The following is a 22,772-nucleotide window of genomic DNA, read 5'->3' on the forward strand; positions in this document are numbered from 1 at the left end:
TTGGGATGCGTCGATCTCCAGGCAAGGGAAAAGATAGTGCTCATAAGCGGATGGTGATGGCAGCAACGGCCTACAATCTCAAGAAGTGGCTGTTGGCCAAGCGCTGGCCTAAGGTCATTACTCAGGTGTTGGCTTTGCATCCAGGGGGCTCTTTTTTGCCTTTATGGGACGGGTTACTTCAAGGGTACTCTCATCCCAAAAGAGTTGTGCAACAGTCACTAACCTTTTCGTGAACGATTTCAGGCTAAAAAGTTAGCGGAATTAGAAATTTGGTCACTTAGGTTAATGGTTCAATTATTGAAGGGTTTTCGTGAACGATTTTTATGAGTGCCTAAATTCAACATAGCCTTCTGATTTATAGCTACTTATATTGTTCATTTAATGAAATTCTTATGCCTTTAATTGTACGAAATGATAGATGACCCTTCTTGAAGTCAACCGTCGAACAAAAAGAATAAGCCAAATAGTCATCTCCACCCGATTCCCTTTGAGGGTGATAGGTCGCTCATAAACAAGAATTTGGTGAAATCATGTGGTGTATTAGTGCGTCAAATAGAGCAGTATGTTGTGAATGTGCCAAATGGCGGTTACCTTAGTGACAGAAAATAGTAAACTCATGGAGCTAAGCACAGATACAGAGTGGACAGGCGATGGCTTTGCCATAGTCGAGCAGTCGCGAGCGGGCTTGAGTCGGGCCAAAGCCGATGAAGTGGCCAGGCCTATTGGGCTAACCGATAAAGAGATGGCCCGTATTTTGAATCTTTCGGAGCGGACGCTTCATAGGCTGCGTCCCGACGCTCGATTGGATAGTAATGCATCAGAGCGACTCCTTTTACTGGAGGTATTAATCAAGCATGGACTGGACGTATTTGATGGTCGGACCGATGTATTGGGTCGCTGGTTACATGGGCCTTTACCGGAACTCCGTCGGCAGGCACCCGTTGCACTTTTAGATACCACCATTGGCTTTAGTATGGTCCATACCGTGTTGGGGCGGATTGAACATGGCATCTACTCCTAAGATTTGTCATGACCTCCACTGAATCACCGGTGCGTGTCTACCGGCTTATTAAAGAACGCTTCCTGAGTACACCCCTCTCAGCAGAAGGAGCGCGACGGCTAGGGGGTCGCTGGAATCCGCCAGGTGTTGGTATCCTTTACACCTCAGCTAGCCCTGAATTAGCCTTGCTGGAACAGATCGTCCACTTACGATCATTACCCTACAGCGACTTACCTCGATTAGTGCTCCTTACATTGGTAATACCCGAACCGTCCCGTTTGCTTCATGCTTCAGATTTGCCGACAAATTGGCGGGATGAAGCGGATTTTGGTGTGAATCATCAGGCCATAGCCCCCTGGTTGGCCAGGCCCGATGTGTTAGCGATTGGTGTCCCTTCGGCGGTGGTACCAGACTCATTTAACTACCTGCTTCACCCGGCACATACTTCATTTGGGCAGATAACCGTAGCCCGGACGTCATCTTTCCCAATTGATGCTCGTTTGTGGAAAGATACCGATGAAATTTAATTCATACTTGTTGCCTTACGTAATCCATAGAAAGTGGTGGACAGTTATTAAACAAAACGCGTTCATTAACCCCCGACCAAGTATCTACCATCTGTCACTGAATACAAGCAGACTTAACCGTTCGTGCCCATGAGTGATCACCATCCTGAAGCAATTAATCGCTTGCCGTTTACCCTGCTGGTTGACCCTGACCCGGACAGCTATTTGCTATTGAGTGGCTTGTTAAGTCGCCTTGGCCTTACCCCTAGGCTAACCAAGTCCCTTGAGGAGGCTCGTTTACTAATGCAACAACAGGAAATTGTTGTTGCATTAGTAAACGAGCCTCCTCAAGGGACCGCTTTGCGGTTGCTAACGGATAGCAAGCAGATGACTCCTTCACCCAAAGTCATTCTTATGAATGCTTCTGGTACGCTTGAGGTAGAGCGGTCGATGGCGTTGGGGCGGATTATTATCTGGAGAAGCCTTTTACAAGAGCAAAGCTCAAGCAAGCCTTTGCCACGTTAGGGTTTAGCCTAGACAGTTGAGAGCTTCTTTTGGGCTAAGCAGCTAGTGCAAATCCAGGTAGAACGTTAATGCTGATAGTCGAACAGACTATGAGTGTAGCTCGTCAAGCGAAAATGGACAAAAGGGCTAGGCCCTTGCTATGGTTAAAAGGCATAGGCGAGAAATTGGGTAATTTCATTAAGTACATGTTAACACATAAGCGTTTATTTATTGAAACCTTTTCGTGAACGCTTTCAGCGTATGCTGCTCACTAGAGTGGACAGAGATTAAAGTTACTGTCTCATAACTCGCTCCTATGCGAGACACATGAGCTTACATACGTCTGCTGCTTGATCTGGGTGTTTTTTGAGAAGACTATTGTTAGCTTACATCCCGTCTTCCTTGCACCTACTTAGCCTAAGTTTACGAGTATTCCACGGCTCCTTTGCAGTCGAGGCACGTTACCAGGAAGATTTTTGACGAAAAACTTGTGTAGCCAAATAACTACACATAAATTTGTAGTCAAATAGCTACACAATGAACTTGAGACGAGATGTATTCCAAGCGATCGCCGACCCAACCCGGAGAGCTATCTTACTGTTGGTCGCCACACAAGCCATGACCGCGGGGGCCATTGCGGCCAACTTTGACTCCGCCCGGCCTACCGTTTCCAAACACCTGCAAATCCTAACCGAGTGCGAGCTACTCCAGCAGACACAAACGGGTAGGGAGATTTACTACCACCTGAACGCTCAGAAAATGAAAGACGTCGCTGACTTTATTGAGCCCTTCCGGGCCATGTGGGAAGAGCGTTTCACTAGGCTGGAAACGATCATGAAACACTACAAGTCGGATAAATAGATCGATATGGAACGAAAAACGACGATTCAGGCCGAAAACGGCAAACAGGATCTGTTGATTACCCGCGAGTTTGACCTGCCGGTCGAACGGCTGTTCAAAGCCTACCAGGAGCCTGAACTGGTCGCCCAATGGATGGGTACGAAAGTGCTCAAACTCGAAAACAAACAACACGGCGGTTGGCAGTTTGAAACGACCGATGCCCAAAACAAGGTCGTCTTCCGGGCCCATGGCGTAATTCACGAATTCATGCCCAATCGAAAAATCACCCGCACCTTCCAAATGGAGAATCCGCTTACATCGGCCCAGCGCTTTGAGGTTCAACTGGAGTTTTTGGAATTTGAACCGCTTACCCTCACGACGAGTCGGCTCACCATCCATACGGTGTATCGGTCGGTGGCCAGCCGGGACCTTATGCTGCAGTTGCCCTTTGCCAAGGGTTTGACGATGGCCCACAACCGATTGCAAACGATTATGAACCAAGTAAACTGATCCCTTATGAGCAAGCAAGACAAACTGATTTATTGGGTTTCTACCGGCCTGCTGGCTTTGGGGATGCTACAAAGCGGCATTTTCTCGGTACTCCGAACAAAGGAGTGGGTTGACATGGTGACTAGCCTGGGGTACCCTCTCTATTTCTTGACTATCTTGGGCACCGGAAAAATTCTGGGCGTTATCGCCCTCTTACTGCCCCACTTCAGGCTGCTTAAAGAGTGGGCTTATGCGGGTTTCTTTTTTGCTATGGTAGGCGCGCTTTTTTCTCATCTGGCGATTAGTGATTATACTGCCAAAGCCATAGCTGGGCCTTCTTTTCAACTCCTATTTATCGCTTTGTCCTGGTATTTCCGGCCAGCGGACAGAAAAATCGGGCTGAACTCCCTCTAAAAGTGAACCATCATGAACTATAGAGAAGATGAATTGTCCTCCCAACAGCGGGACGAATTTTTCAGCGTTTTAAAGGCTCGTTTTGACAACCACAGCCACCGCCATCCGGGTATTGCCTGGGCCGCTGTACAAGCCAGGCTAAATGAGACGCCAACTAAAATGTGGTCACTCCATGAAATGGACCGCACGGGCGGTGAACCGGATGTGGTTGGTCAAGATAAGCAGACAAACGAGTATCTTTTTTATGATTGCTCACCCGAAACGCCTAAAGGCCGCCGCAGTCTTTGTTACGATCAGCAAGCATGGGCTTCCAGGAAAGCCAATAAACCGGCAACGAGTGCCATTGAGATGGCGGCTAGTATGGGTATTGACTTGTTGAGCGAGGAACAATATCGGGAGCTGCAGCAATTGGGTAAGTTCGACCTGAAAACATCAAGTTGGGTAAAAACACCGGCTGCTATTCGCCAACTGGGTGGTGCCCTGTTTGCCGATTTTCGCTACGGCCATGTCTTTGTCTATCACAATGGAGCCGAGTCGTACTATGGGAGCCGGGCCTTCAGGGGTTGGCTAAAGGTCTAACGGAGGTAACCTACTAGCTTGTCGAATTCTACCCACAAGAGTGGAGAGTTATTCAAACGATAATCGTCCCACAAAACCCTCCTATGCGAGACACATGAGCTTACATACGTCTGCTTCTTGATTGGGGCATTTAATTAGACGGCTTTTTTAATAAATGTCAAGTGGCCAGCTACTGCGGTACTGTCCGTAGCTTACGAGTTGTTGGACAAGGGCCATTGTATTAACCAGATCTTAAAAACGATACCGTAACTGGGTCTGTAAACTTAGTTGATACGTGTGGTAATAGGTATAAGTAGGATGAGCCTGCAAATCGTACTCGAGCATGGGTTGAACTACCAACGTCAGTTGCCTTTTTAACTGACCAATCACGCCTGCTCCCACCAGCAGAGGACTGATAGCAACTGGTTTACCTAATTTTATTGGAATTTCCTGCCCATTGATGTAGGCATAACTAGTAGAGCGAAAATCCGCCGAAGACCCCACGGAAAAATAGGGGGAAATGCGGTTAGTGGACGATTGATAGTTGACAAAAATGGGAACGCGGTAAGCATAATGGAAGGGATGCTTGTTGGAGTAGCTCAACGCAATCGCATCCCCATTGAGTATAAGCTTGCCTTGGCTCGACTGCGTCTGAGTGGCCCAAACCCCGGTTGACAGGGACCATTTGGTGGTCAGGGCATAATGTCCCATCAGGCCTACCGAGTACCCCAGGCTATGGGATTGAATGAGCACTTCAGTGGCCGTGGCGATTGGAACCGCCGGATTGTTAGTCGGGGGGATTACAGATTTACTATTAGAATGCGAAAAGGTAGGCGCCAGATTGATGGAAACCGAGAACCGACTTTGCCCCCAACTGGCATAGGTGCCTAACAGAAGCCAAACAGGAAGCAAAAGAGCTATGGTTTTCATACTATCGAGACAGTATACCGGATCACAAATGTACTAATTAAGCCAGTCTACCCAGGCCCTTATAAGCTCCTCCGAACTAACTTTTACTGGGTTGTTCTTTGGCTTCATACGCGGAGTATTTCGTTCATATAACTCCACATTTGCAACTTGACTACGAAAAATACGGTATTCAAAGCCGCAAATTTGTCAACAGGATGTGCCGACGATCGCCCCTTCTTGGCTGTACAAGGACAAAGGCGTTAAAGTTCTCAAGAACTAGTTGCTTAGCTAGATAAATTTCGACTTCTCAAATAAGGCTCATAAGTGAGACGATAGAATCGTCATTTGTCTGCTTCATAAATGGGACATTTATTGCTACATTATGTTTCGTAGTAGCCTACGAGGTACGAAAGCTAATATTACCACTAAAGCCCTTTATAGTGAACCAACTTACTTGGCTATTTCAGAGCGATACATTCAACCGAAATTAAAATGCCCGCTGGAAAGGGCATCACCTGAGGCGTGCTACGGGCCGGGGGATTAGCCGGGAAAAACTCCGCATACACTTTATTGATAACACCAAAATCATGACCGGCTACCATAAAGATGGTCGTCTTCACCACGTTGCTTAAGTTGCTGCCCGCTTCTTCCAGAATGAGTTTAATATTTTGAAAACATTGTCGGGTTTGATCCTCAAAATCAGCACTAATGACTTGGCCGGAGTCAATGGCTAAGCCCGGCGTTCCCGATAAAAAAATAAATTTGTCGGCTATGACGGCTTGGGGAAATACTTGGCTCATCCGTGGAGCATTAGTGGTATTGAAATTTTGCCTTTCTGCCATGTTTTTGGGTGTTTTGTCCACTAAGGATTACGGCTAACTCGCTGATTGAGGCACTTTCAATCCAAAAATGGGCGAGGCATACTCCCTAAAGTCTTGGCTAAGGTTAACTGATGAAAGTCGTTTTCGTACGTTGAAAAGTAAGCCACGAAAGTGATGAAGTATAATCATCTAGCCGTTCTAGCCATCAATGCTACTTTTTTAACTGATTGATGGGAGGGCCTACTCGCTTAAAGCCATGATCCTGCCGAAACTTGTCCTGCTCGGCTTCGCTCATCGTTTTGAGCGCTCCTTCGCTTACCTGTTGGAAAAATGCTTCCATTTTACCCGCTGGCTGAAACGTCATCAATAACCGGCCATCACCCGGGCCTATTTTGGCAAAACAATGCGGCACGTTTCGCGGACCAAACACACTATCACCCACCTTCGCCTGGTGAATGACATCACCCACCTTAATTAAAAATTCGCCTTCCAGCACATACCACAGTTCATCCTGTTCAAAGTGGGTGTGCAGAGCAGGTCCTCCTTCCTTCACACGACTGGATTCATACACGTACAAATCTCCATTGGTGTCTTTGGTGGACACCTTGGTCATAAAGGTATCGCCATCAAAAAGGGAAATGGCATGATCAAATCGGTCCTTCCCCGCATCGACTTTAAAGCCTTTGTCCATGCGGTAGTTTTTTAGGGTGTCGGCCGCCCATAAGAAAGGAGAAGCCAGCAAGGTCGCGGTTGCCAAACCGGCTTTCAGGAAGCTGTTTCGTTGCATATCAGTTTTGGCCTTATCATTAAGATTGTGTCATTCCTACGAATGAACGAGTATTTACAACACCATTGGTAAGTTGATTAGCTAGCGGTCGAACCAGTGGTATAAGTGGCCATATGTTTACCTAAAGCCTGCAATCGACAAACTATCACTGAGGTGCCGTTTCGTTTGTTGGGAAGTAAATCACGAACCGATATAAAGCTTTTACCAACGTATGATGAATAACATACAGTGGTAAAAGAATGGCACACAAGTCTCACGAAATGCTCCTATATGAGACGATGCCGCATTCATGGATCTGCTTCAAGAATTAGCCGTTTTATGATAGAGTGCATCAACGAGTAGGTAGCTGGCGATTTCGTATTTTGGCGAACAGATAGCGAATTAGGCAACGGTGGAATTATGACAACAGGACTCATTCACGCTACGGTAAGACGACCAACGGTCTATTATCCTTTGAAACGGCAGGTCGTGGCTGAATTTCAGGCAGAAATAGCCCGAGCCACCGGTTGGCAAAGAGCCTGGCCTCGATGGAAGCGAGCCATTAGCCTACAGATGCGTTACAATAACCTTCTATTTTTAAACCCGACCAGACTACATAGTTCATTAACCGAATAGCGTGGCGGTGTCAAACTCGACATGAGGAGTCTATCACACAATGATTTTTCATAGCTGTATAGCTCAATCAGCCGCCTACAGATGAGGGGTAGCTAAAACTAATTGATGGTCAGTTGGTTCATCTCTTCACATGGGCGGATTCAGTGTAGAGCGGAAGGGACGGTTTGAACCCACCAACCAATGCCATTTAGGATGCTGATCTTAGTAGGTTCTTTATCCCTTTTCCAGAACGGCGGCTGTCCTCATTTAAAGCAAGAAAACGACTAAGTACGATCGATGAAGCGACGCCGTCCTGACTCTCCGAAAACGCAGCCGTCCCTATCCGAGAAGGAACCGGAGCCGTCCCATCGATTGGATGTACTCGTTCATGACCTGCGCAACTGCATCAGCGCCATTCGTTTTGCTCAGTACTTTCTCGATGACAAGCTGAGTTTAAGTCCCCATCAACTACTGGCCTACCAGACGGTTTTAAGGAGTAACCTGAGCCAGGCCACCGGACTGATGGACCAGTTCCTGCAGGCAGCGCCCGTCCCCGGCAAACAAGCGATTTCTAGTGCGCCATCCCGGACAGCGTTCCTGAAGCATCTGTCTGGACAGTTGCCTCAGGCAGTTGATTCGGAGGGTGCCGATCAGTTAGCCCACCTCAAAAAGTTGGTCGACATTGGCCTTCAAGGCAGCTGAGCCGAGGAATTAACTGATTGCCTGGCGTTTGTGCCTCCTCTTAAGCGTGCCAAGGTAGGCGCGGAATTGCCTCACCTAACTTATCAGTAGCATCGTTCATGAAAACGCTCTAAACGCGAGACGGTGTATTGGCCCTAATACAAACGTCCATCAACTGGTGAACAGTGTTGCTAACCAGGAGCAGATAGTCAATCTAAATCTCGCATGAAAATAGTACTTTACCAATAAAGTTGACGTAAGCGCATCTTCCCCTCCCCTTTCCAATGCTTTGTATTTTTCCTAGCCGTCGTTCAGGAAAGGTGACGTTTAATTGAACCAAAGTCTCTTAAAACTTAATTTTGGAGACGCTAATTGTTTTAATAACTGTCCACTACAATCCGTCGCATACGGAAATCAAAAACGACCTTTTATTTTACAAATTCACCTTTTCGGCCCCACGAATAGCGAGGGTCTGCTGTGTTTGCACATACGCCACAACCGCTCCGTTACGGGCATCGTAATCAATTGGCAACGCAAGCGTCACCACACCCTTTTCCGTGGCTGGAACGGTTAGGAAGACTCGTACAACATTATCGTGCGCTAACTTTCTACCGGCGTTTTCGCCCCGATTAACAATTGTTTCGGTGGTCTTGCTGACAACAGCTACATGCAAAACTGCCTTGGTAAGGTCTCCAGCCAGCAAATAGGAAATGGTTAATTGATTGTTTTGGGGTGTAGAAACGGTTAGTTTGATGTCTGCAGTAGCAGGTATCGATAAAGCCTCTTTCAGCGTGCTACTTTGTTTGTTCCGATTAGAGCCCACAAACTCCTGTTGACCGTTGAGGACTTCCTGGGGCGTATAAACGCCCGTCTGAGCAAAGCGCTCACTGTATTGGTACTGTCGTTGGGTAAAGCTATGATTACTGAATGGATCTTTCCAACCCAGCCGGTCCCAGTAATCAACGTGAAACGACAGACCAATAATATTTTTGTTGGCTTTAGCGGCTTCGGCCAGCGTTTCAGTTAGGAGCCGATCGGCGGCAGGGCAGCTTGAGCAACCCTGTGAGGTAAATAATTCCAGGACGGCCACGGGCGCATAGGTAGTAATCGGCTTTGTCAATTTCGGATGAGGAAGTCCTCCCGTAAGACGTGCTGTACTCAGATTGAGTAAAGTCAGTGCCAGACTGGCGGCTACGATTAATGGAGTGAATGAATGCATACTGACGTGTGTTTAAAACTGGTTATAGGGTCAACGAGCCTCTGTCAGCCTACTACCTGGACCAGTTACCGTTGTTATAAACCCAGGTGATAATCATAGCCTTCCTCGGCCCAATAATCACGCGGGCGCTCGTCAGCAAAACGAATCGTGCCGATGCGTTTGAGATGTTTGACGCCGTATTTAACGGGAATTAGTAACCGAACCGGAGCCCCGTGCTCCGCTGTGATGGGTTGACCATTCATGGCAAACGCCAGCAGTGTTTGTGGGTGTAAGGCACTAGGCATATCCAGGCCGACATAATACCCGCCATCGGGCGTTTCCAGACCAACGTACGAATAAAAATCAGCCAAATTGTCGGCCGAAGGAGCTTGGCCGCTTCGGGTACCCAGGCCATAGTGGGTCACAAAATCAGCAAATTTTACGCCACGCCAATGCTGAATCTGGCTCCAGCCTTCCACACACTTAAAGTTGAAAATTAAGTCGTGTTGGGGCAGTTTTTTTAGCTCGTCAATGCTCACCTTTATTGGCGTACGGCCCCGTCTGTTCGACCGTGATCTGATACCCATTCAGCTCAATGTCACTCGCTAAACCCTCCATCCCATTGACCCGGGGTGGAGTTGCGTCCCGACTGACCGGATAGGTTGGGGCCAGGTGCGCTGGGCTGAAATAAACGTTCGCTACTTTTTCATTTCTATACAGCAGCTTCCGTAGAATGGCCGGGATGCCATCGGCATCGGGTTGGTATTTTACGTACTGCCAAACGCCCACCAGCACCAAACCGGCTAAGCCAAAGCCCAGCATCGCCTTCAGGGTTCGCCGGCGAATTTGCCCTTCGGACGTTAATTCTTCACGCAGCGGTTTGTGTTTCAGTACGTTCATTTTTCCGCTCGAAACCAGTAATCATGCTTTGAAAATTGTGCCAGCCTGCCAGCATAACCTGGGTGATGTGAATCACGAAAAACAGAACATAGCCGATTGTCAGCCCAAAATGGATAAGTCGGGCCGTTTCATAGCCGCCCATCAGCCAGGTCAGCCAGTTAAATTGAATGGGCTTGTAAATAGCATAACCCGTCAGGGCTGACCCTACTCCCATGAACAGGATGGCTGAATACGCAATGCGTTGAGCCGCATTGTATTTCGCTTGTGGCGGAACCGTTTTTCGGAGATGCAGGTCGTGTAGCCCCACCCGCCAGGCCTCCCGGAACGAGTGTCGGTTGGGCAGTAACAGCCGCCACTCGCCCGACACGAACGTATAGCTCACATACAAGATGCCGTTACTAATAAACAACCATTGAAACACAAAATGCCAGGCCTGTCCCCTGGCTAGTTGGGCCGGGACGTTCAACCAGTGGTAAAACCATGCTGGAAAAAATTGGATCAGAACGGTATCGCCAATCACAATTTTATAAGGATCATAGGCCCAATAGATCAACAGGCCACTCCAGATCATTATGGTTAGAATGGGAAAGTTGATCCAGTGAAACCACCGGATCGCTAGGGGGTGTTTGTGAACAATTCGTGTCATAAATTACGGGTGATGTAACTTAAAAAGGCTCCCTTCTTTCCGAAAGTTATCACGGAAGTATACCATTTTCAGTGGATTAGACTATTGCTGTTCATCCAGACGAATCGTACGTGTAGGCAACCAGCGACCTTAGCCTGGTTTATGAAACAGGCGCTGCATAAGCCGGTAGCACAAACGCAAAACAGATTTTCTTTTCTGGTTCATGAGTAACCTGTAGTCGGGCATTATGCAGGTTAAGAATCTTTAGTACAATGGCCAATCCCAGACCAGAATTAGGCGGGCGAATGCTGGCTTCTATACAATCTATCTGATTGATCTGCGATAAATAAGCCAGGATCGCTTTAGGTAAGGCCGATACAGAGTTGATTACGGATACGGTTACGTATTGATCGGTAGAGGCTAATTGGAGGCTTACCTGGCCACCTTCCGGGGAATAGTGAATGGCATTTTCCACTAAATTCTGGAGTACATGCTCAACCAGGTTAATGTCAGCAAAGCAGACCGACGGTACTTCACAATTGATGCAGGTAAACGTGATGGCTTTCTGGTGGGCGATCAGTTGAAAATTCGTGTACGTTTCGGTGAGTAAGTCAGCCAGCAGGAAGGGTTCCTTTTCGGGCTTGCGTTCTTTGGCCTCCAGTTTCGAGAGTTCAAATAACTCATTGATGCGTTTGGTGAGTCGCTGGGTACTTTGTAGGATAGCGCCAACATAGTGCTTCTGGGTTGCATTCAGGGAAGCGTCCATATCCAGTGTTTCGGCAAAACCCCTAATAGAGGTTATGGGTGAGCGTAAGTCGTGCGAAACGTTGGCGACCAGATCGCGCCGGAGTTGCTCGGAGGTCTGCAATTGGGCCAGACTGTTGGTTAGCTGGTCAGCCATGGTATCGAAGGCATTGGCCAGGGGAACCAAATCGCTGGGTGGCTTCAACTGGGTGCGGGCCTTTAGGTCGCCATCCCGAAAGCGCAAAACGGTCCGAATGATGCGGGTCAGATCGCGGGTGAGCAGGTAGAATACGGCAAAACCAACCGCTAAAGCAGCCAGCAGCATAAACAGGGTTGTTTTAAGCCCCCATTCGACGGAGTAATCCTGGAATAACTGAACCAGCGTTGTGCCATAACTTTCCCCCAGTAGCACAACATACACATAGCCTTGTAACCGGCCTTGATCGCGAACTTCAGCGGCCGAGAATATCTGACGGCCAACCGCTTGTCTTGGATCATCGCCCTGAATGAAGACCACGCCCTGAGTCTGAATAAACTGACGAACAGGTGCCAGGTTGACCTGATGCCGTTTAATTTTTTCAACCGGTGCCTGATAGACCATAATCCGTCCGGTTGTATCCAGCAGATAGACTTCGACACTGGGATTGGTTACCATCGCATTGAAAAAAATGCGCTCGGTAGCCGGGTGATTTACCTTGTTCATGCCCACAAAGGGCTCAGAAAATTTGGCAATATGGGTCGCTACTTCCCGGTTGAGCCGTTGATGGGAGGCTTTAAAATAACGTATCGCGATAAAACCGGTCAGTAGACTGTAGCTAGCTACCAGCAGAATGACCAGCAACGATAATAGACCCGCTAACCGACCATAGATTGCCGGAAACGGTTTGATTTGTTTGGCGGTGTTACCAACGACGTTCATGAATTGCTGGACTTTACAGGTTCGGCAAACCGATAGCCAACGCCCCAGCTTGTCAGAATGTAAGTGGGTTGGGCAAAGTTCGATTCAATTTTATTGCGCAACCGGTTGATGTGGGCCGTTACGGTATGTTCATAGCCTACGATGTGGTAATCCCAGACCAGATGGAGCAATTCTTTACGACTATAACTCTTCCCCGGATTTTCGGCCAACAAAACCAATAGATCGAACTCTTTTGGCGTAAGCTCTACCCGGTTGTTATTAATTGTCACAATTCGATCGGCCGTATGAATCCGCAAAGCCTCATGCGTAATAATCAACGGGGGAACCTGCCCTGGTGATGCCCCTAATGCTGACCGGCGCAACATGGCCCGAACTCGGGCCATCAGCTCCTGAACGCCGAACGGCTTCGTGAGGTAGTCGTCGGCTCCCGCTTCCAAGCCCGCTACTTTATCCGTTTCCTGGGCTTTGGCGGTCAGCATCAGAATGGGCGTGAACGTATCTCGCTGGCGAATCTGACGGCATATCTCGATCCCGTTCATATCGGGCAGCATCACATCCAGAATACACAAATCGACGGCCTGGTGAGCGAGTTGGCCCAGTCCATCCCGCCCACTAGCCGCTGTCAGTACGTTGGCGGGAAGGGTATGGAGATGGATGCGGACCAAATCGACGATCAGAGCATCGTCTTCGATGAGCAGGATTGTTTTCATAGATGGGTTTATACAAACCAGAATGTATTCAGATCGCAAAATTCCCGAATGCTGCTGAATAGAAAAAGTTGAGTATCAAAATGTTATACTTCTGTGATAACTATGTTGAGCAGAAAAAGCTTTTACCCTATAGAATGCTTGCCTGCCAGCCAACAACTCATTTAGTGGCTACGATGACGATGTATTCGTTCCTAACAGACCAGTTTCACGCAGTAAAAACAAACCATTTCTCATGAAAAAAGTACTCGCATTAGCCTTTGTAGCGGCTATAACCCTGTCCACCGCCTCGTTTGCTCAGGACAAGATGAAGAAAGACAAGATGTCATCCTCAAAAATGAAAGACGATAAGATGGCGAAGGATAAAATGTCGGATGATAAGATGATGGACGACAAAATGAGCGACGGTAAAATGGCGACGGGTAAGATGAAGAAGGATAAAATGAAGATGAAAAAAGACAAGATGAAGACGGATAGTCAATAGGCCATTTTGACGGCCAAAACCTTTAGCAATTGGTTGAGGAGAGCCTGTTCAGATCACCTATGTATCTGGGCAGGCTATTTTTATGTCTAGTATTTTACCCCTTACCAATGGTAGGCAATGGCCCCTAAAATACGGGCATTGCTACTGCGAAACCGGTCGTTGTCAAACGTCAGTTTACGGCTGGTGGTGTATTCGTTGAATTGAAAACTGAGCCCTCCACGCAAACTGAAGCGATTAGTAAGTCGATACCGGACATAGCCTTCGGAATTCAAGCTTCCCCGGTCACTTTTATCACCCAGCAGGATATTGAATGCCGTCAGGCTGGCTTCCTGGATGGTGCCACTTAAAGGGGATCGAGATGGGCTATTGGCGATGAACGTACCCGATTGTTTAGGCCCGACCGTAAACCCAATCAGGTCGATATTGACGCCGAGGTCAAGCCGGTGGCTTAAAGCGTATTCCAGATTAAGACTGATATTGACCGAATGAGCCAGGGTGTTTGAAAGCCGTAACGTATCGATATGTTCCTCCAGATCTTTACTGAACAAACCGACCACGCTTGCTTTTCCGTTACCCTTGACTAAATCAGCTGGTGCTGTGCGATAGTCGGTAGCCTGACCAAAGGCCGATGTAAGCCGAAGACCATAGCCAATTTTAAATCGATGTAATTTCCCCAGACCATACAGGCGGTTAAGCGACAACGCAGCGGTTGTCAGACTTCCTTTTGTAGCCAGACTCAGATCGAGTGTCTGGGTGACCGCCTTGAAATCAGGCTGTCCTGCGTCAGTTTGTGCCGAGACAATAGCAGGGAGCCAGATCAAAAATAAAAAACCAAGCCGTCGAATCATGGTAAAGGGAAGATTTAACCGCACTAATAAGGGCTAATTTATTGTCAAATCGCCTATTGATCATCAATTATAACCAGTGTGGTCCATACGAGTATTGGTTTGAAAGTGCCAATGTTGATCACACAACTCGAGTCGCTTTATCTCAGTGTCAGAGTAATGAAAAAATTAGCCGAAAAATGATTGATTTTCAGCAACGAAACGACGATTTTACCAGAGAAGTTATCACAGAAGTATAACATTTTGTAGATTGGGATGCGCTGGCGTACAGACCCCGGGTTGGCAAAATTGACCAAACTTCGGCGCACGTTAAACACAGGTGTAAGCTGCTCCACCTGACCACCGGCCTTCCTGGAACTTGAACAAATGCCTTTATGAAACAGCCATCAACACAAAATGCCTATAGGTTAGCGAATAAGCATTCTGATTGCAGGACTTTTCATAAGATTCCTGTATTCTCAGGAAAGCCAGACAACAGATCGACCAAATCGTATCTACCTGAAAATGTTATACTTCTGTGATAACTTTGACGTAAGGCTTCGGTTCTGACTAATGAACTAACATTCGTCAGCGTGATGAAAAAAACAGTGTTTGCCACCGAAGGAATCAACCTATACGCCTGTTGTATGGCGTTGGTAATGATGTTTCTCATTACTTTTTTTAGTGGTTGCCAGGACCACAGAGATCCGGAAACGCCTGATAGCAGTTTACCGACGAATGTACTCTACATTGAAAATAACGTAGCAGTTGATAATCAGAATGCCATTCTGGCCTATCGCAGGGGAGGGGATGGTACGTTAACAGCATTGGCAGGGAGCCCATTTGCCACTGGTGGTAAAGGCGTGAGTAACCCGACCCAAAAGTTAGGGCCGGATGATTCCGATCAGTGTATTGCCCAAAGCGAAGACAAAAAACGATTGTTTGCGGTAAACTCCGGGAGTAACACAATCGCCGTGTTCAACGTAGCTGCCGATGGATCGTTAGCACCCGTAACGGGCTCGCCATTTGCTTCAGGAGGCATCAATCCCACCAGTGTGAGTGTGGCGGGCAACAAGCTGTATGTGGTTAACAAAAACGACGACCCCCTGCAACCTAACCCGGCCAAACCAAATTACACGGTACTAACAATCGAAACGGATGGCCGCCTAACCCCACTGGCCGGTTCAACGATTGAAACCGCAGCCAGTGTATCACCCGGTCAGGCGCACCTGGCACCGGGCAAAAGGCTTTTATTCGGCGCTGATTTTTTAGCTTTCATGCTGCCAACACCCATTGGTAGCTTGCGGGCCTTTACCGTTGGCGAAGATGGCAAATTGGCCCCAACGGCAGGTACACCCATCACCATCAGCGGTATGGGTGGCGCGTTAGGCTTATGGGCCCATCCCTTGCAAAATGTACTGTACGTTGGCCATCCCCTTGAGGGGATGATTGGCGTCTACTCCTATGATTCAAACACGGGAGCGCTTACCTTTCAGACTAAAGTAATGGCTGGGAAAGCAGTTTGTTGGCTACGGGTCAATAAGACCGGAACGCGCCTGTATGCGCTGGTAAGTGGCGAAAATAGAGTGGCTGTTTATGACTTGACGAATCCGCTGGCGCCGGCCAATGTGCAGTTTCTGGACTTAAAAAATTCTGGTCCTTCTTATGAGGTTCCCATGGCTGGAGCTTTTACAACCAGTGAACCCTTTCACGAGGAATTATCACCGGATGAAAAGTATCTATATGTCATTAACCAGCATACCAATCCGGATTTTACCATCAGTGGTAATTATAATTACCTGCACACGCTGGTTGTTGGTACCAATGGGCAGATCTCGGAACCGGGTGAGCCCCTTCAAATTCCAGTGGATAAAACCGTTCGTCCTCAGGGAATTGTCGTGTATTAAATTAGACCTTTAAATAAACGACTTTTGGGTAGGAGCGGAATAAATTGATGTTCAGTACCCGTCAGCTACAAGCCATAGCGTCCCCGGAGTAGTGGGGTTTCTTCCTATTAGCGGGCTGAGTCGGTATGTTCAGCCCACCCTAAACCTGACCTGGCTGCCTGGTTCAACGTATCGTGGCCGGTCGGCTTAGTCTACGCCTTTCCAGCCAGTAGCCAACACTAAGTAAGAAAAACAAAATCCCGTCCAGGATGAGTTGATCGGGCCATTGCCCTGGATGAGTAAACTCAGGATCAAACAGGGCCGTACCGGGAAAAAAATAAGCCCCTACCTGACCCAGCCAGTACAAACTCCCGAAAAGCACCGCTAATTGGAGTGTAACCCGTTTTTCGCCTTGCTGAAACCACAAAAACCAGACCGACAAAAAGCCCAATAGTGCACCCAGAACCATGGTCTGGGCATTGTGGAACTTGGCGTGAGGTGGCCAGCGGGGGTTAAATATGTGGGTTTCATTCCAATCGAAAACGAAGCCCCCCAGCATCGTTACCAGTGCCACAATTGTGATCAATACCTTGCCCATCAGAACTAGTTTAGTTCGGTAAATTAGGCAAAAACAGCTTTGCTTCGTAAAAAATTGATGGGCTCGATGGTCGGGGCTTACTGGCCTTGATTGGCAAACAAAAATTGATTGATCAACAAACCCCTCCTGCTATCTTACAGATAAACGCAGTCAAGAATACGATGTCCGGCTATCGGAACGGGAATTATCCGGACCACCTTAACCCGATGCGTAGCAATAAAATACTCGATCTGATAACGACTAGCCTCATCAACGACGTAGAAATGAGGATACTGTTGTTTGGTGAACTCCGTCGACCAGACAATTGACTTAACATTGTATTTTTCCCGTACCGATTTGAGAATGTTATAGTCCGTAGACGAGCTTTTCCGATTCCCCTTCGTTAAAGCCGTCTTCCGGTGCAGCAAATAGCGGGCATTGGCTACTTGATGGTGCCAAATCGGCAAGAAGTAGTCAGCCGATTCAAAGAAGATCGGATAGGTAGCCTTGGTAGTGGGCAGGTAGTTCAGGATGCCGCTGGGGAAATTAACAAGTTTCCGATTCTGGTAAAAAATGAACCCCATCATTAAACCCACATATAGGGGTACAACGCGAGTCATGTAAGGGGGCGTTGCCAGCGTTGGCGCAAAATAGTGGTAGGCATACACTAGCTGATACAACAGCAACAAGTGGCTAGGCCATTGATACCGACTTAAGAATACAGATAGATACGTTAGTGACACCACCAGGGAAGTAAGGGCCGTTAGGAACATAACAAAACCCGCAAACAGATAAAAACTAAGCGCCCCATTGTTGGTAACGTGTTGATATCCTTGCTTTTGGTGGGGAATAGCAATATAGATAAATAACGCAAAAACGATACCGACACGCAACACGGGCAGAAAAGAGAGGAATGCACTGGCTTCAAGGCGCGAAGACAGGGTTGGGATCAACTCGCCGATGGTTTGAAACGAGAGCAGAAACGTTGGGTCTGGAATCCAGGAGTAGGGCTTGCCCGCCAGCGATTGAATTTTAAAGTTGCTATACCATAACAGGAACCAGGTCCCAAAAATCAATAGGTGGGTCAAGGCTACCCACCAGTAAGCTTGCCGCCGAGACCATAAGTACAACAGGGCAAAAAAGCTAAGGGAAGCGGCTATATAAAAAAAGCCGAAGTTATGGGTCAGGATGAGCGCTGAGCCAGTCAGCCAGTGCATTGCTAACAAACGGGGGGTAGCAGGATTTTTTATGAGTGGTTGTATACTGATAAAATAGATACCGCTCAGCAGTAAGTACAAGGCATACGAGCGAATTTGTGTCAAAAGTAAAAAATTCAGATACGTCAGGCCAATGACGAGGGTGAAGATAACGAAATTGCGAATGGGACTGCCCACTAAGCGTGTCGTATGGCGATAAAATAAAGCAACCGCGATGGAGAAAAAAGCAACGGAAAGCGCCCGTAAGAAATAGGGATTCAAGCTAACCTTATTGGCTACTAGCCAGACAAGATTAAAGTAGAGGGGCGGATTGGCATCGATATTGGCAACGAGCGCATCATTCATATGCGCCCAGGAGGGATCGGATAAGAGAATGAAGCTTAAGACTTCATCCAGCCAGAGCCAGGATGGTTTAAAAAATAGGGAAGCGGTTAAACTCAGCCACAACATCAGGCCAAGAACGAAGCTGAAAATGGTGGTTTGGCGCTCGAATAATTTGTCGGTGGGCATGAGTCAATCAGCTTGTTTTTCTGGTGAATAGGTAGGCAAATGAATCCCATTTTGGAAGGAGTGGACTAACTTGATTAGTCAGCGGTTTCTGGTCCTTAAAGTGCTAAAAGTTACCAGTTAGTTGAGCCATCCTGGGCGGGTATTGACGTTTGCAACAGCCACTCTAATTATGTAAAGAGATTAAGTCAAGATGGCTACCTCTTTTTTGGTTGTTTTCAATCTAAGAATTACTCATTTAAACGCAGCTCCTTTCTCGCCAACTAAATAATAATAGCTGTTTTCCAGTCGATAGCCGCCCGACGCCGTTTTAAAGGGAGAAATAGCCGCTGTAACAGCGTCAATAGCCGCTTCCGGCGACGAGGCCAGGATCGCCCGGCGAGCGGGACCAGCCGACAACAGACCTTTCAGAGCCTCTTCCAGGCTAGCATAGACGAAGGGGCTGGAGACACTTTCCTTTTTGACTACCTTAAAATTAGCTTGACTAACGAAGGATTCTAAGGCCCCATCTTCGGATAAGGCAAACGGACCGGGGGTGCCAAACGGAGGAGGGGGCATAAGTGAACCTAACGCCTTTAAATAAACGGCCGCTTGACAGGCTTGCGCTTTTCCCCAAATGACAATCCCTAATTTACCCGCCGGTTTTAGAACCCGGTAGGCTTCCTTTAGAGCCTGGACTGGCTGAGCCGCATATTGGAACGAGTTAAACCCGGTTACGAGGTTAAAGCTTTGATCCGCATACGGTAAGTCTTCCATATCACCGGTCTGGAAATCGCCCGCAGGCGTTTTATACTGGGCAATCTCAATGAATTCAGGCGTGGCATCAAAGCCCCAAACTTGAAATCCTTGTTGAGCCGCCAGTTGACAAAACAGTCCTGATCCACACCCCACATCCAGTATCTGGTGAGCCGATGCCGTTTTAAGGTCCTTACTAACGTGTTCAAACACGGGTTGCAGGGTAACTTCTTGATAGGAAGCCCAATCTTGAGCGGAGGCTCCCCAAAGTTGAGCTTGGATTTTTTGAGTACCCATAATTTTTAGGTTCTTGGTAGGCTTTAAAAGTAGTCTTTATCTTGCCATAGGGCTTGTAAACCAGGTTTGTTGTATAAATGCGACTCATGTTAAGTTGCCCAATTGATTCTGTTCCCTGCCGAATCAAGGTAATAACTGAGTCGGACTGGTGTCTCGAAAATGAATCAGTACATCAAAGCCCGTACTCAGGCCGATTGAGTAGTAGGCTTGGTCAGGTTTACGTTCGTCATACCCCGCCCCGGCTAAAAAAAAGGAATAAGGTGTACTTAGCCAACTCCCTAAACTAGACCCCGCATCAAATCGATGCAGGTTTAGAATGAAATTCGCCGACTGGCTTCTGCCCAATAGATAGTTGTAAGACCGTGGTGTAGCAGCCCCACTCACCGATAAGACCGACAGAGGAGTAGCCGCCAGGGCGCTGTTTCGCCCCGTAAAGCGCCCATTCGCTAAACTCGTTCCAATCGTTACATACTGATCCTTTAGCTGCTGCTTCAGATAGCTGCCCATCGTGGGCTGGCCGCAGTTAACGGTAGGCAAATCCCCGATATGGGTACTATGAGCCCACAAACTTAATTTACTCACCTTCAGCTTGGTCAGCAGCCATTGAGCATTTTCAGCTAAATAGCCATCCCGTTTGGCGCTTTTCTGGCAGAGATCGCTTATACTAGCCAAATTCTGTTGCTGAATCAACACACGAGCCGCTTGCTTTGCCACTTCGTACGCTGGACTCCCGCTAGCACTCGTCCAGTTGGTTTCATTGCTAACAAACAGGTTGTATAATTCGGGTAATTTTTGGCTGTATTGTTGAGCCGGTAAGGGCGAGTTTGCCCCGATCGTAAGATTGAATAACGTAGCGATCGAGTCAATTTTTGCCAAGGAGCCAGGATCTACTTTTGCTATGAATTCACGGATCAAGGGAAATTCGTCGGTTGCTTCCGGGCAATCAAGCCCATAGACTGAAATTTGTTGCGTACTGCTTTTGCCGGTGTTGTACTCCCGCATCCATTGGAGCCATTGGGCGACTTCAGTCGTCGAGAGTGGCCAGGAGTTTAAGCTCTTGGCCGCCACAGCCGCGTCGGTAAAGGATGAGCTTTCCCCATGGATGAAGCGGTTGACCAGTATCGTGCGGCCGAAGCTAGCCTCAATGCCAATTGCCTGGTGATGATGGGTTTGAACCAAATAGCGAAATAAACGATCTTTGGTCTGCGCAAATTCATGGGTGCCATGGGTGGATTCACCGATACCCACTACCTGGGCTTTGGCTAGAAGCGTATCTAAAACAGCCAAATCGCTAAACTCTCGGGTTGGATCAGCATCTTTGATGGGATAGTTACTTTTATCCAAAGCTGCCACTACGGTTTGCTGTTCCGTGGTCAAATCAGATGGTGGCTGGGGCTCAGCCTGTTTACAGCCGATCAAGGTAAAGCGTAGCAGAATTGAGAAACTAGTGAAACGAAAAAGCCATCGGGAAGCCATACGTATGATTGGTATAGAAAGAAATGCCTTAGTTCAAGGTCATCGAATTAATTCACTAAGTAAGGCCACCAAATATATAATTATTTACCCTATACTATTGTACTATAGTAATTAACTCTGTTAATAGAAGTTGTTGTATAATCTTGATGGCTGTGGCAAAAGTCAGCTTCTCAAAACTTCACTATCTAATGCACTGTTATTCCTTTGATTATCAGGGCCCCATAAGTTTTTTTACTTCCGATAAAGAATGCTATATATTCGCACCAATCGGACTAAACAGCGCTATGAACAGGAACAAGAACTTCTTTCCGTCTCTATTGCCTTTTAATGTGTTCTTCGGCAAGTGGCGGGCTATTTTAGCCTTAATCAGTTTTGCTATTCTAGCGTTGATTAAGATGCTTCGCTAACCGCTGGCAGATGGCTAAACTCACCAAAATACTCCTAACCATCAGTATGGTCTTGGCTTGGGGATGGACTCTCTTTATGGGAACGTTTGCTACTCACACGCATGGTCGAGCAGCAAGCTGGCTCATTGGTCTTAGTCTCATTGTGGTGCTGAGTGCCGTTTATAGCTACTTGAAACGCGCCCTAAAACAATCAAGGAATGGTTTAACATGTAATCGTTTTGAGTTGTGCAACAGCCACCTTGGTTATGTTACCTACAGGCATTATATGACTAAAAATAAAGTAGTCTGGCTTTTTATCGGACACTTAATTTACAGGGTTTTATCCGAATAAGGTGTTTTCTGACGGCGGAATTCGCTGCCTTTTTCCTGGTCACTGGGCCCCAATTTCGAACTCATCAATGGGTATCAATGGCTCCAGTTTACCAGCCCGCATGGGCTTTTTCCGGATGATGTAAGCGGTCTTGTCCCAAATCAGTCGGACCTTTTTTTGGACGGATTGTGGCCTTGAAGACATGGGATAGTCTAGCTCACTGAATTTATGCTAGCGTCCACTTGGCCAAGCCTTTTATGAGAAAAGGTATTTTAAATTCGAAACGCGTCTTAAAGGAGTTTCTGTTTTCTCAACCAGGCTTGTATTATGGTTTCGGCCTCTTTTGCTCTGGCTCCCTGAATGACCAACAATTGCCCATCTCGTTCCGAACCGCCCCTGGTCATAAAGCCTTCTAGTATGTTGCTGTTAGGGCAAAGCTCGGCGACTGTCTGAAAACTACTACCAATGCCATAGCCACCGTTGCTATTGAACGGGATGACGAGTTTACCCTTCAAGTCATATTGATGCAGAAAGCTTTTTATCGGTGGGGGCAATTGCATACCCCAGGTTGGAAAGCCAACAAACACCACATCGTATTGCTGGATACGACCAATTTTTGTTCGTAAAGGCGGTAGAAAACCCGTTTCATTTTCATGGACTATCTGTTGAACCGTGGCCTGATAGTTCTGCGGGTAAGGCTTTTCTAATTCGAGAGAGACTAAAGTGCCGCCAATCTGTTTATGAATAATTTCAGCTAAGGCTTTTGTATTGTTCGTGCGCGATAGGTAGACAATCAAAATCTTTTTTGACGATAGCGATTGCGCATGCGTGATTGTCGAAGGAAAAAACAAAGCCA

General features: G+C 47.4%; 28 protein-coding genes. 12 read left to right on the top strand and 16 right to left on the bottom strand.

Translation table 11 applies throughout. From position 1 onward, the window contains the following. Window positions 1–5 precede the first annotated feature (5 nt). The 8 genes from CWM47_RS17540 (at window position 6) to CWM47_RS17575 (ending at window position 4,332) form a co-directional block, all read left to right on the top strand. Entirely contained in the window at window positions 6–233 is a 228-nt protein-coding gene (locus CWM47_RS17540) for a hypothetical protein (RefSeq protein ID WP_100989541.1), read from the top strand. Window positions 234–616: 383 nt separating this feature from the next. Next, the gene (gene parS, locus CWM47_RS17545; RefSeq protein WP_100993923.1) at window positions 617–1,021 is read left to right on the top strand and encodes a type II RES/Xre toxin-antitoxin system antitoxin; all 405 of its coding nucleotides are present in this window, start codon (window positions 617–619) and stop codon (window positions 1,019–1,021) included. Between the two features lie 8 nt (window positions 1,022–1,029). Continuing rightward, window positions 1,030–1,527, top strand: a complete 498-nt coding sequence (locus CWM47_RS17550) for an RES family NAD+ phosphorylase (protein WP_100989542.1) — start codon at window positions 1,030–1,032, stop codon at window positions 1,525–1,527. A gap of 129 nt (window positions 1,528–1,656) precedes the next feature. Further along, entirely contained in the window at window positions 1,657–2,031 is a 375-nt protein-coding gene (locus tag CWM47_RS17555) for a hypothetical protein (RefSeq protein WP_100989543.1), read from the top strand. 516 nt (window positions 2,032–2,547) lie between these two features. Further along, window positions 2,548–2,871: an ArsR/SmtB family transcription factor gene (locus CWM47_RS17560; RefSeq protein WP_100989544.1), complete on the top strand. Its 324-nt coding sequence runs from the start codon at window positions 2,548–2,550 to the stop codon at window positions 2,869–2,871. A gap of 6 nt (window positions 2,872–2,877) precedes the next feature. Beyond that, window positions 2,878–3,360 (top strand): SRPBCC domain-containing protein, encoded by a 483-nt coding sequence (locus CWM47_RS17565; protein ID WP_100989545.1) that lies wholly within the window; start codon window positions 2,878–2,880, stop codon window positions 3,358–3,360. Window positions 3,361–3,366: 6 nt separating this feature from the next. Beyond that, window positions 3,367–3,753: a DoxX family protein gene (locus tag CWM47_RS17570; protein ID WP_100989546.1), complete on the top strand. Its 387-nt coding sequence runs from the start codon at window positions 3,367–3,369 to the stop codon at window positions 3,751–3,753. A 12-nt stretch (window positions 3,754–3,765) separates the two neighbouring features. Continuing rightward, window positions 3,766–4,332, top strand: a complete 567-nt coding sequence (locus tag CWM47_RS17575) for a DUF4256 domain-containing protein (RefSeq protein ID WP_100989547.1) — start codon at window positions 3,766–3,768, stop codon at window positions 4,330–4,332. A gap of 231 nt (window positions 4,333–4,563) precedes the next feature. Here the strand turns inward: CWM47_RS17575 and CWM47_RS17580 are convergent, their stop codons facing one another. The 3 genes from CWM47_RS17580 to CWM47_RS17590 form a co-directional block, all read right to left on the bottom strand. Next, the gene (locus CWM47_RS17580) at window positions 4,564–5,241 is read right to left on the bottom strand and encodes a hypothetical protein (RefSeq protein WP_100989548.1); all 678 of its coding nucleotides are present in this window, start codon (window positions 5,239–5,241) and stop codon (window positions 4,564–4,566) included. Between the two features lie 437 nt (window positions 5,242–5,678). Further along, complete coding sequence (locus CWM47_RS17585; RefSeq protein ID WP_100989549.1) at window positions 5,679–6,062, bottom strand: RidA family protein; 384 nt, start codon at window positions 6,060–6,062, stop codon at window positions 5,679–5,681. Between the two features lie 190 nt (window positions 6,063–6,252). Beyond that, window positions 6,253–6,828 (bottom strand): cupin domain-containing protein, encoded by a 576-nt coding sequence (locus CWM47_RS17590; protein WP_100989550.1) that lies wholly within the window; start codon window positions 6,826–6,828, stop codon window positions 6,253–6,255. Window positions 6,829–7,719: 891 nt separating this feature from the next. On the opposite strand from CWM47_RS17590, the gene CWM47_RS17595 reads away from it, so the two are divergent. Beyond that, complete coding sequence (locus CWM47_RS17595) at window positions 7,720–8,124, top strand: hypothetical protein (RefSeq protein ID WP_100989551.1); 405 nt, start codon at window positions 7,720–7,722, stop codon at window positions 8,122–8,124. Window positions 8,125–8,536: 412 nt separating this feature from the next. Here the strand turns inward: CWM47_RS17595 and CWM47_RS17600 are convergent, their stop codons facing one another. The 6 genes from CWM47_RS17600 to CWM47_RS17620 all read right to left on the bottom strand — a co-directional run bounded on the left by CWM47_RS17600 (window position 8,537) and on the right by CWM47_RS17620 (window position 13,199). After that, window positions 8,537–9,322 (bottom strand): DUF1223 domain-containing protein, encoded by a 786-nt coding sequence (locus CWM47_RS17600; RefSeq protein WP_100989552.1) that lies wholly within the window; start codon window positions 9,320–9,322, stop codon window positions 8,537–8,539. Between the two features lie 74 nt (window positions 9,323–9,396). Further along, complete coding sequence (locus CWM47_RS39260; protein WP_240625938.1) at window positions 9,397–9,888, bottom strand: molybdopterin-dependent oxidoreductase; 492 nt, start codon at window positions 9,886–9,888, stop codon at window positions 9,397–9,399. Beyond that, the gene (locus tag CWM47_RS39265) at window positions 9,830–10,201 is read right to left on the bottom strand and encodes a hypothetical protein (protein ID WP_240625939.1); all 372 of its coding nucleotides are present in this window, start codon (window positions 10,199–10,201) and stop codon (window positions 9,830–9,832) included. The genes CWM47_RS39260 and CWM47_RS39265 overlap by 59 nt, the downstream gene beginning before the upstream one ends. Beyond that, window positions 10,170–10,847 carry a cytochrome b/b6 domain-containing protein gene (locus CWM47_RS17610; protein ID WP_100989553.1) on the bottom strand — a complete coding sequence of 226 codons (678 nt, stop codon included), beginning with the start codon at window positions 10,845–10,847 and terminating at the stop codon, window positions 10,170–10,172. The genes CWM47_RS39265 and CWM47_RS17610 overlap by 32 nt, the downstream gene beginning before the upstream one ends. A gap of 139 nt (window positions 10,848–10,986) precedes the next feature. Beyond that, window positions 10,987–12,489 carry a sensor histidine kinase gene (locus CWM47_RS17615; protein ID WP_100989554.1) on the bottom strand — a complete coding sequence of 501 codons (1,503 nt, stop codon included), beginning with the start codon at window positions 12,487–12,489 and terminating at the stop codon, window positions 10,987–10,989. Continuing rightward, window positions 12,486–13,199, bottom strand: a complete 714-nt coding sequence (locus tag CWM47_RS17620; protein WP_100989555.1) for a response regulator transcription factor — start codon at window positions 13,197–13,199, stop codon at window positions 12,486–12,488. The genes CWM47_RS17615 and CWM47_RS17620 overlap by 4 nt, the downstream gene beginning before the upstream one ends. Before the next feature lie 232 nt (window positions 13,200–13,431). Here CWM47_RS17620 and CWM47_RS17625 point away from each other — a divergent pair, with 232 nt between their 5' ends. Further along, complete coding sequence (locus CWM47_RS17625) at window positions 13,432–13,680, top strand: pentapeptide MXKDX repeat protein (RefSeq protein WP_100989556.1); 249 nt, start codon at window positions 13,432–13,434, stop codon at window positions 13,678–13,680. 101 nt (window positions 13,681–13,781) lie between these two features. On the opposite strand, the gene CWM47_RS17630 is transcribed toward CWM47_RS17625, so the two are convergent. Then, window positions 13,782–14,528, bottom strand: a complete 747-nt coding sequence (locus CWM47_RS17630; protein ID WP_100989557.1) for a hypothetical protein — start codon at window positions 14,526–14,528, stop codon at window positions 13,782–13,784. 572 nt (window positions 14,529–15,100) lie between these two features. On the opposite strand from CWM47_RS17630, the gene CWM47_RS17635 reads away from it, so the two are divergent. Beyond that, window positions 15,101–16,411, top strand: coding sequence for a lactonase family protein (locus tag CWM47_RS17635; protein WP_100989558.1), 1,311 nt, complete (start codon window positions 15,101–15,103; stop codon window positions 16,409–16,411). A gap of 163 nt (window positions 16,412–16,574) precedes the next feature. Here CWM47_RS17635 and CWM47_RS17640 read toward each other — a convergent pair whose 3' ends face one another. The 4 genes from CWM47_RS17640 to CWM47_RS17655 form a co-directional block, all read right to left on the bottom strand. Next, window positions 16,575–16,988 (bottom strand): DUF6640 family protein, encoded by a 414-nt coding sequence (locus CWM47_RS17640; RefSeq protein WP_206170660.1) that lies wholly within the window; start codon window positions 16,986–16,988, stop codon window positions 16,575–16,577. Between the two features lie 134 nt (window positions 16,989–17,122). Then, window positions 17,123–18,694 carry a hypothetical protein gene (locus tag CWM47_RS17645; protein WP_100989559.1) on the bottom strand — a complete coding sequence of 524 codons (1,572 nt, stop codon included), beginning with the start codon at window positions 18,692–18,694 and terminating at the stop codon, window positions 17,123–17,125. A gap of 231 nt (window positions 18,695–18,925) precedes the next feature. Continuing rightward, window positions 18,926–19,723 (bottom strand): class I SAM-dependent methyltransferase, encoded by a 798-nt coding sequence (locus CWM47_RS17650; RefSeq protein ID WP_100989560.1) that lies wholly within the window; start codon window positions 19,721–19,723, stop codon window positions 18,926–18,928. A 123-nt stretch (window positions 19,724–19,846) separates the two neighbouring features. Further along, entirely contained in the window at window positions 19,847–21,199 is a 1,353-nt protein-coding gene (locus CWM47_RS17655; protein WP_100989561.1) for an erythromycin esterase family protein, read from the bottom strand. Window positions 21,200–21,616: 417 nt separating this feature from the next. Here CWM47_RS17655 and CWM47_RS38950 point away from each other — a divergent pair, with 417 nt between their 5' ends. After that, window positions 21,617–21,937 carry a hypothetical protein gene (locus tag CWM47_RS38950; RefSeq protein ID WP_157815988.1) on the top strand — a complete coding sequence of 107 codons (321 nt, stop codon included), beginning with the start codon at window positions 21,617–21,619 and terminating at the stop codon, window positions 21,935–21,937. A gap of 39 nt (window positions 21,938–21,976) precedes the next feature. Here CWM47_RS38950 and CWM47_RS38165 read toward each other — a convergent pair whose 3' ends face one another. Together CWM47_RS38165 and CWM47_RS17665 are read right to left on the bottom strand one after the other, a co-directional pair. Then, window positions 21,977–22,120, bottom strand: a complete 144-nt coding sequence (locus CWM47_RS38165) for a hypothetical protein (RefSeq protein WP_157815989.1) — start codon at window positions 22,118–22,120, stop codon at window positions 21,977–21,979. Window positions 22,121–22,206: 86 nt separating this feature from the next. Continuing rightward, a complete protein-coding gene (locus CWM47_RS17665) occupies window positions 22,207–22,713 on the bottom strand; it encodes a flavodoxin (protein WP_240625940.1) in 507 nt (168 codons plus the stop codon). Window positions 22,714–22,772 lie beyond the last annotated feature (59 nt).

Origin of the sequence: Spirosoma pollinicola (assembly GCF_002831565.1) — a bacterium.
GTDB lineage: Bacteria > Bacteroidota > Bacteroidia > Cytophagales > Spirosomataceae > Spirosoma > Spirosoma pollinicola.

Excerpts from the sequence above, each read along its gene's own strand:
- CWM47_RS17650 (WP_100989560.1), bottom strand. The coding sequence starts at position 19,723 with ATGGGTACTCAAAAAATCCAAGCTCAACTTTGGGGAGCCTCCGCTCAA.
- CWM47_RS17620 (WP_100989555.1), bottom strand. The coding sequence starts at position 13,199 with ATGAAAACAATCCTGCTCATCGAAGACGATGCTCTGATCGTCGATTTG.
- CWM47_RS17565 (WP_100989545.1), top strand. The coding sequence starts at position 2,878 with ATGGAACGAAAAACGACGATTCAGGCCGAAAACGGCAAACAGGATCTG.
- CWM47_RS17655 (WP_100989561.1), bottom strand. The coding sequence starts at position 21,199 with ATGGCTTCCCGATGGCTTTTTCGTTTCACTAGTTTCTCAATTCTGCTA.
- CWM47_RS17625 (WP_100989556.1), top strand. The coding sequence starts at position 13,432 with ATGAAAAAAGTACTCGCATTAGCCTTTGTAGCGGCTATAACCCTGTCC.
- CWM47_RS17580 (WP_100989548.1), bottom strand. The coding sequence starts at position 5,241 with ATGAAAACCATAGCTCTTTTGCTTCCTGTTTGGCTTCTGTTAGGCACC.
- CWM47_RS17600 (WP_100989552.1), bottom strand. The coding sequence starts at position 9,322 with ATGCATTCATTCACTCCATTAATCGTAGCCGCCAGTCTGGCACTGACT.
- CWM47_RS17590 (WP_100989550.1), bottom strand. The coding sequence starts at position 6,828 with ATGCAACGAAACAGCTTCCTGAAAGCCGGTTTGGCAACCGCGACCTTG.
- CWM47_RS17615 (WP_100989554.1), bottom strand. The coding sequence starts at position 12,489 with ATGAACGTCGTTGGTAACACCGCCAAACAAATCAAACCGTTTCCGGCA.
- CWM47_RS17630 (WP_100989557.1), bottom strand. The coding sequence starts at position 14,528 with ATGATTCGACGGCTTGGTTTTTTATTTTTGATCTGGCTCCCTGCTATT.
- CWM47_RS38165 (WP_157815989.1), bottom strand. The coding sequence starts at position 22,120 with ATGTCTTCAAGGCCACAATCCGTCCAAAAAAAGGTCCGACTGATTTGG.
- CWM47_RS17595 (WP_100989551.1), top strand. The coding sequence starts at position 7,720 with ATGAAGCGACGCCGTCCTGACTCTCCGAAAACGCAGCCGTCCCTATCC.
- CWM47_RS17610 (WP_100989553.1), bottom strand. The coding sequence starts at position 10,847 with ATGACACGAATTGTTCACAAACACCCCCTAGCGATCCGGTGGTTTCAC.
- CWM47_RS17645 (WP_100989559.1), bottom strand. The coding sequence starts at position 18,694 with ATGCCCACCGACAAATTATTCGAGCGCCAAACCACCATTTTCAGCTTC.
- CWM47_RS39265 (WP_240625939.1), bottom strand. The coding sequence starts at position 10,201 with ATGAACGTACTGAAACACAAACCGCTGCGTGAAGAATTAACGTCCGAA.
- CWM47_RS38950 (WP_157815988.1), top strand. The coding sequence starts at position 21,617 with ATGGCTAAACTCACCAAAATACTCCTAACCATCAGTATGGTCTTGGCT.
- CWM47_RS17550 (WP_100989542.1), top strand. The coding sequence starts at position 1,030 with ATGACCTCCACTGAATCACCGGTGCGTGTCTACCGGCTTATTAAAGAA.
- parS (WP_100993923.1), top strand. The coding sequence starts at position 617 with ATGGAGCTAAGCACAGATACAGAGTGGACAGGCGATGGCTTTGCCATA.
- CWM47_RS17560 (WP_100989544.1), top strand. The coding sequence starts at position 2,548 with ATGAACTTGAGACGAGATGTATTCCAAGCGATCGCCGACCCAACCCGG.
- CWM47_RS17540 (WP_100989541.1), top strand. The coding sequence starts at position 6 with ATGCGTCGATCTCCAGGCAAGGGAAAAGATAGTGCTCATAAGCGGATG.
- CWM47_RS17585 (WP_100989549.1), bottom strand. The coding sequence starts at position 6,062 with ATGGCAGAAAGGCAAAATTTCAATACCACTAATGCTCCACGGATGAGC.
- CWM47_RS39260 (WP_240625938.1), bottom strand. The coding sequence starts at position 9,888 with ATGGGTATCAGATCACGGTCGAACAGACGGGGCCGTACGCCAATAAAG.
- CWM47_RS17570 (WP_100989546.1), top strand. The coding sequence starts at position 3,367 with ATGAGCAAGCAAGACAAACTGATTTATTGGGTTTCTACCGGCCTGCTG.
- CWM47_RS17635 (WP_100989558.1), top strand. The coding sequence starts at position 15,101 with ATGAAAAAAACAGTGTTTGCCACCGAAGGAATCAACCTATACGCCTGT.
- CWM47_RS17555 (WP_100989543.1), top strand. The coding sequence starts at position 1,657 with ATGAGTGATCACCATCCTGAAGCAATTAATCGCTTGCCGTTTACCCTG.
- CWM47_RS17575 (WP_100989547.1), top strand. The coding sequence starts at position 3,766 with ATGAACTATAGAGAAGATGAATTGTCCTCCCAACAGCGGGACGAATTT.
- CWM47_RS17640 (WP_206170660.1), bottom strand. The coding sequence starts at position 16,988 with ATGGGCAAGGTATTGATCACAATTGTGGCACTGGTAACGATGCTGGGG.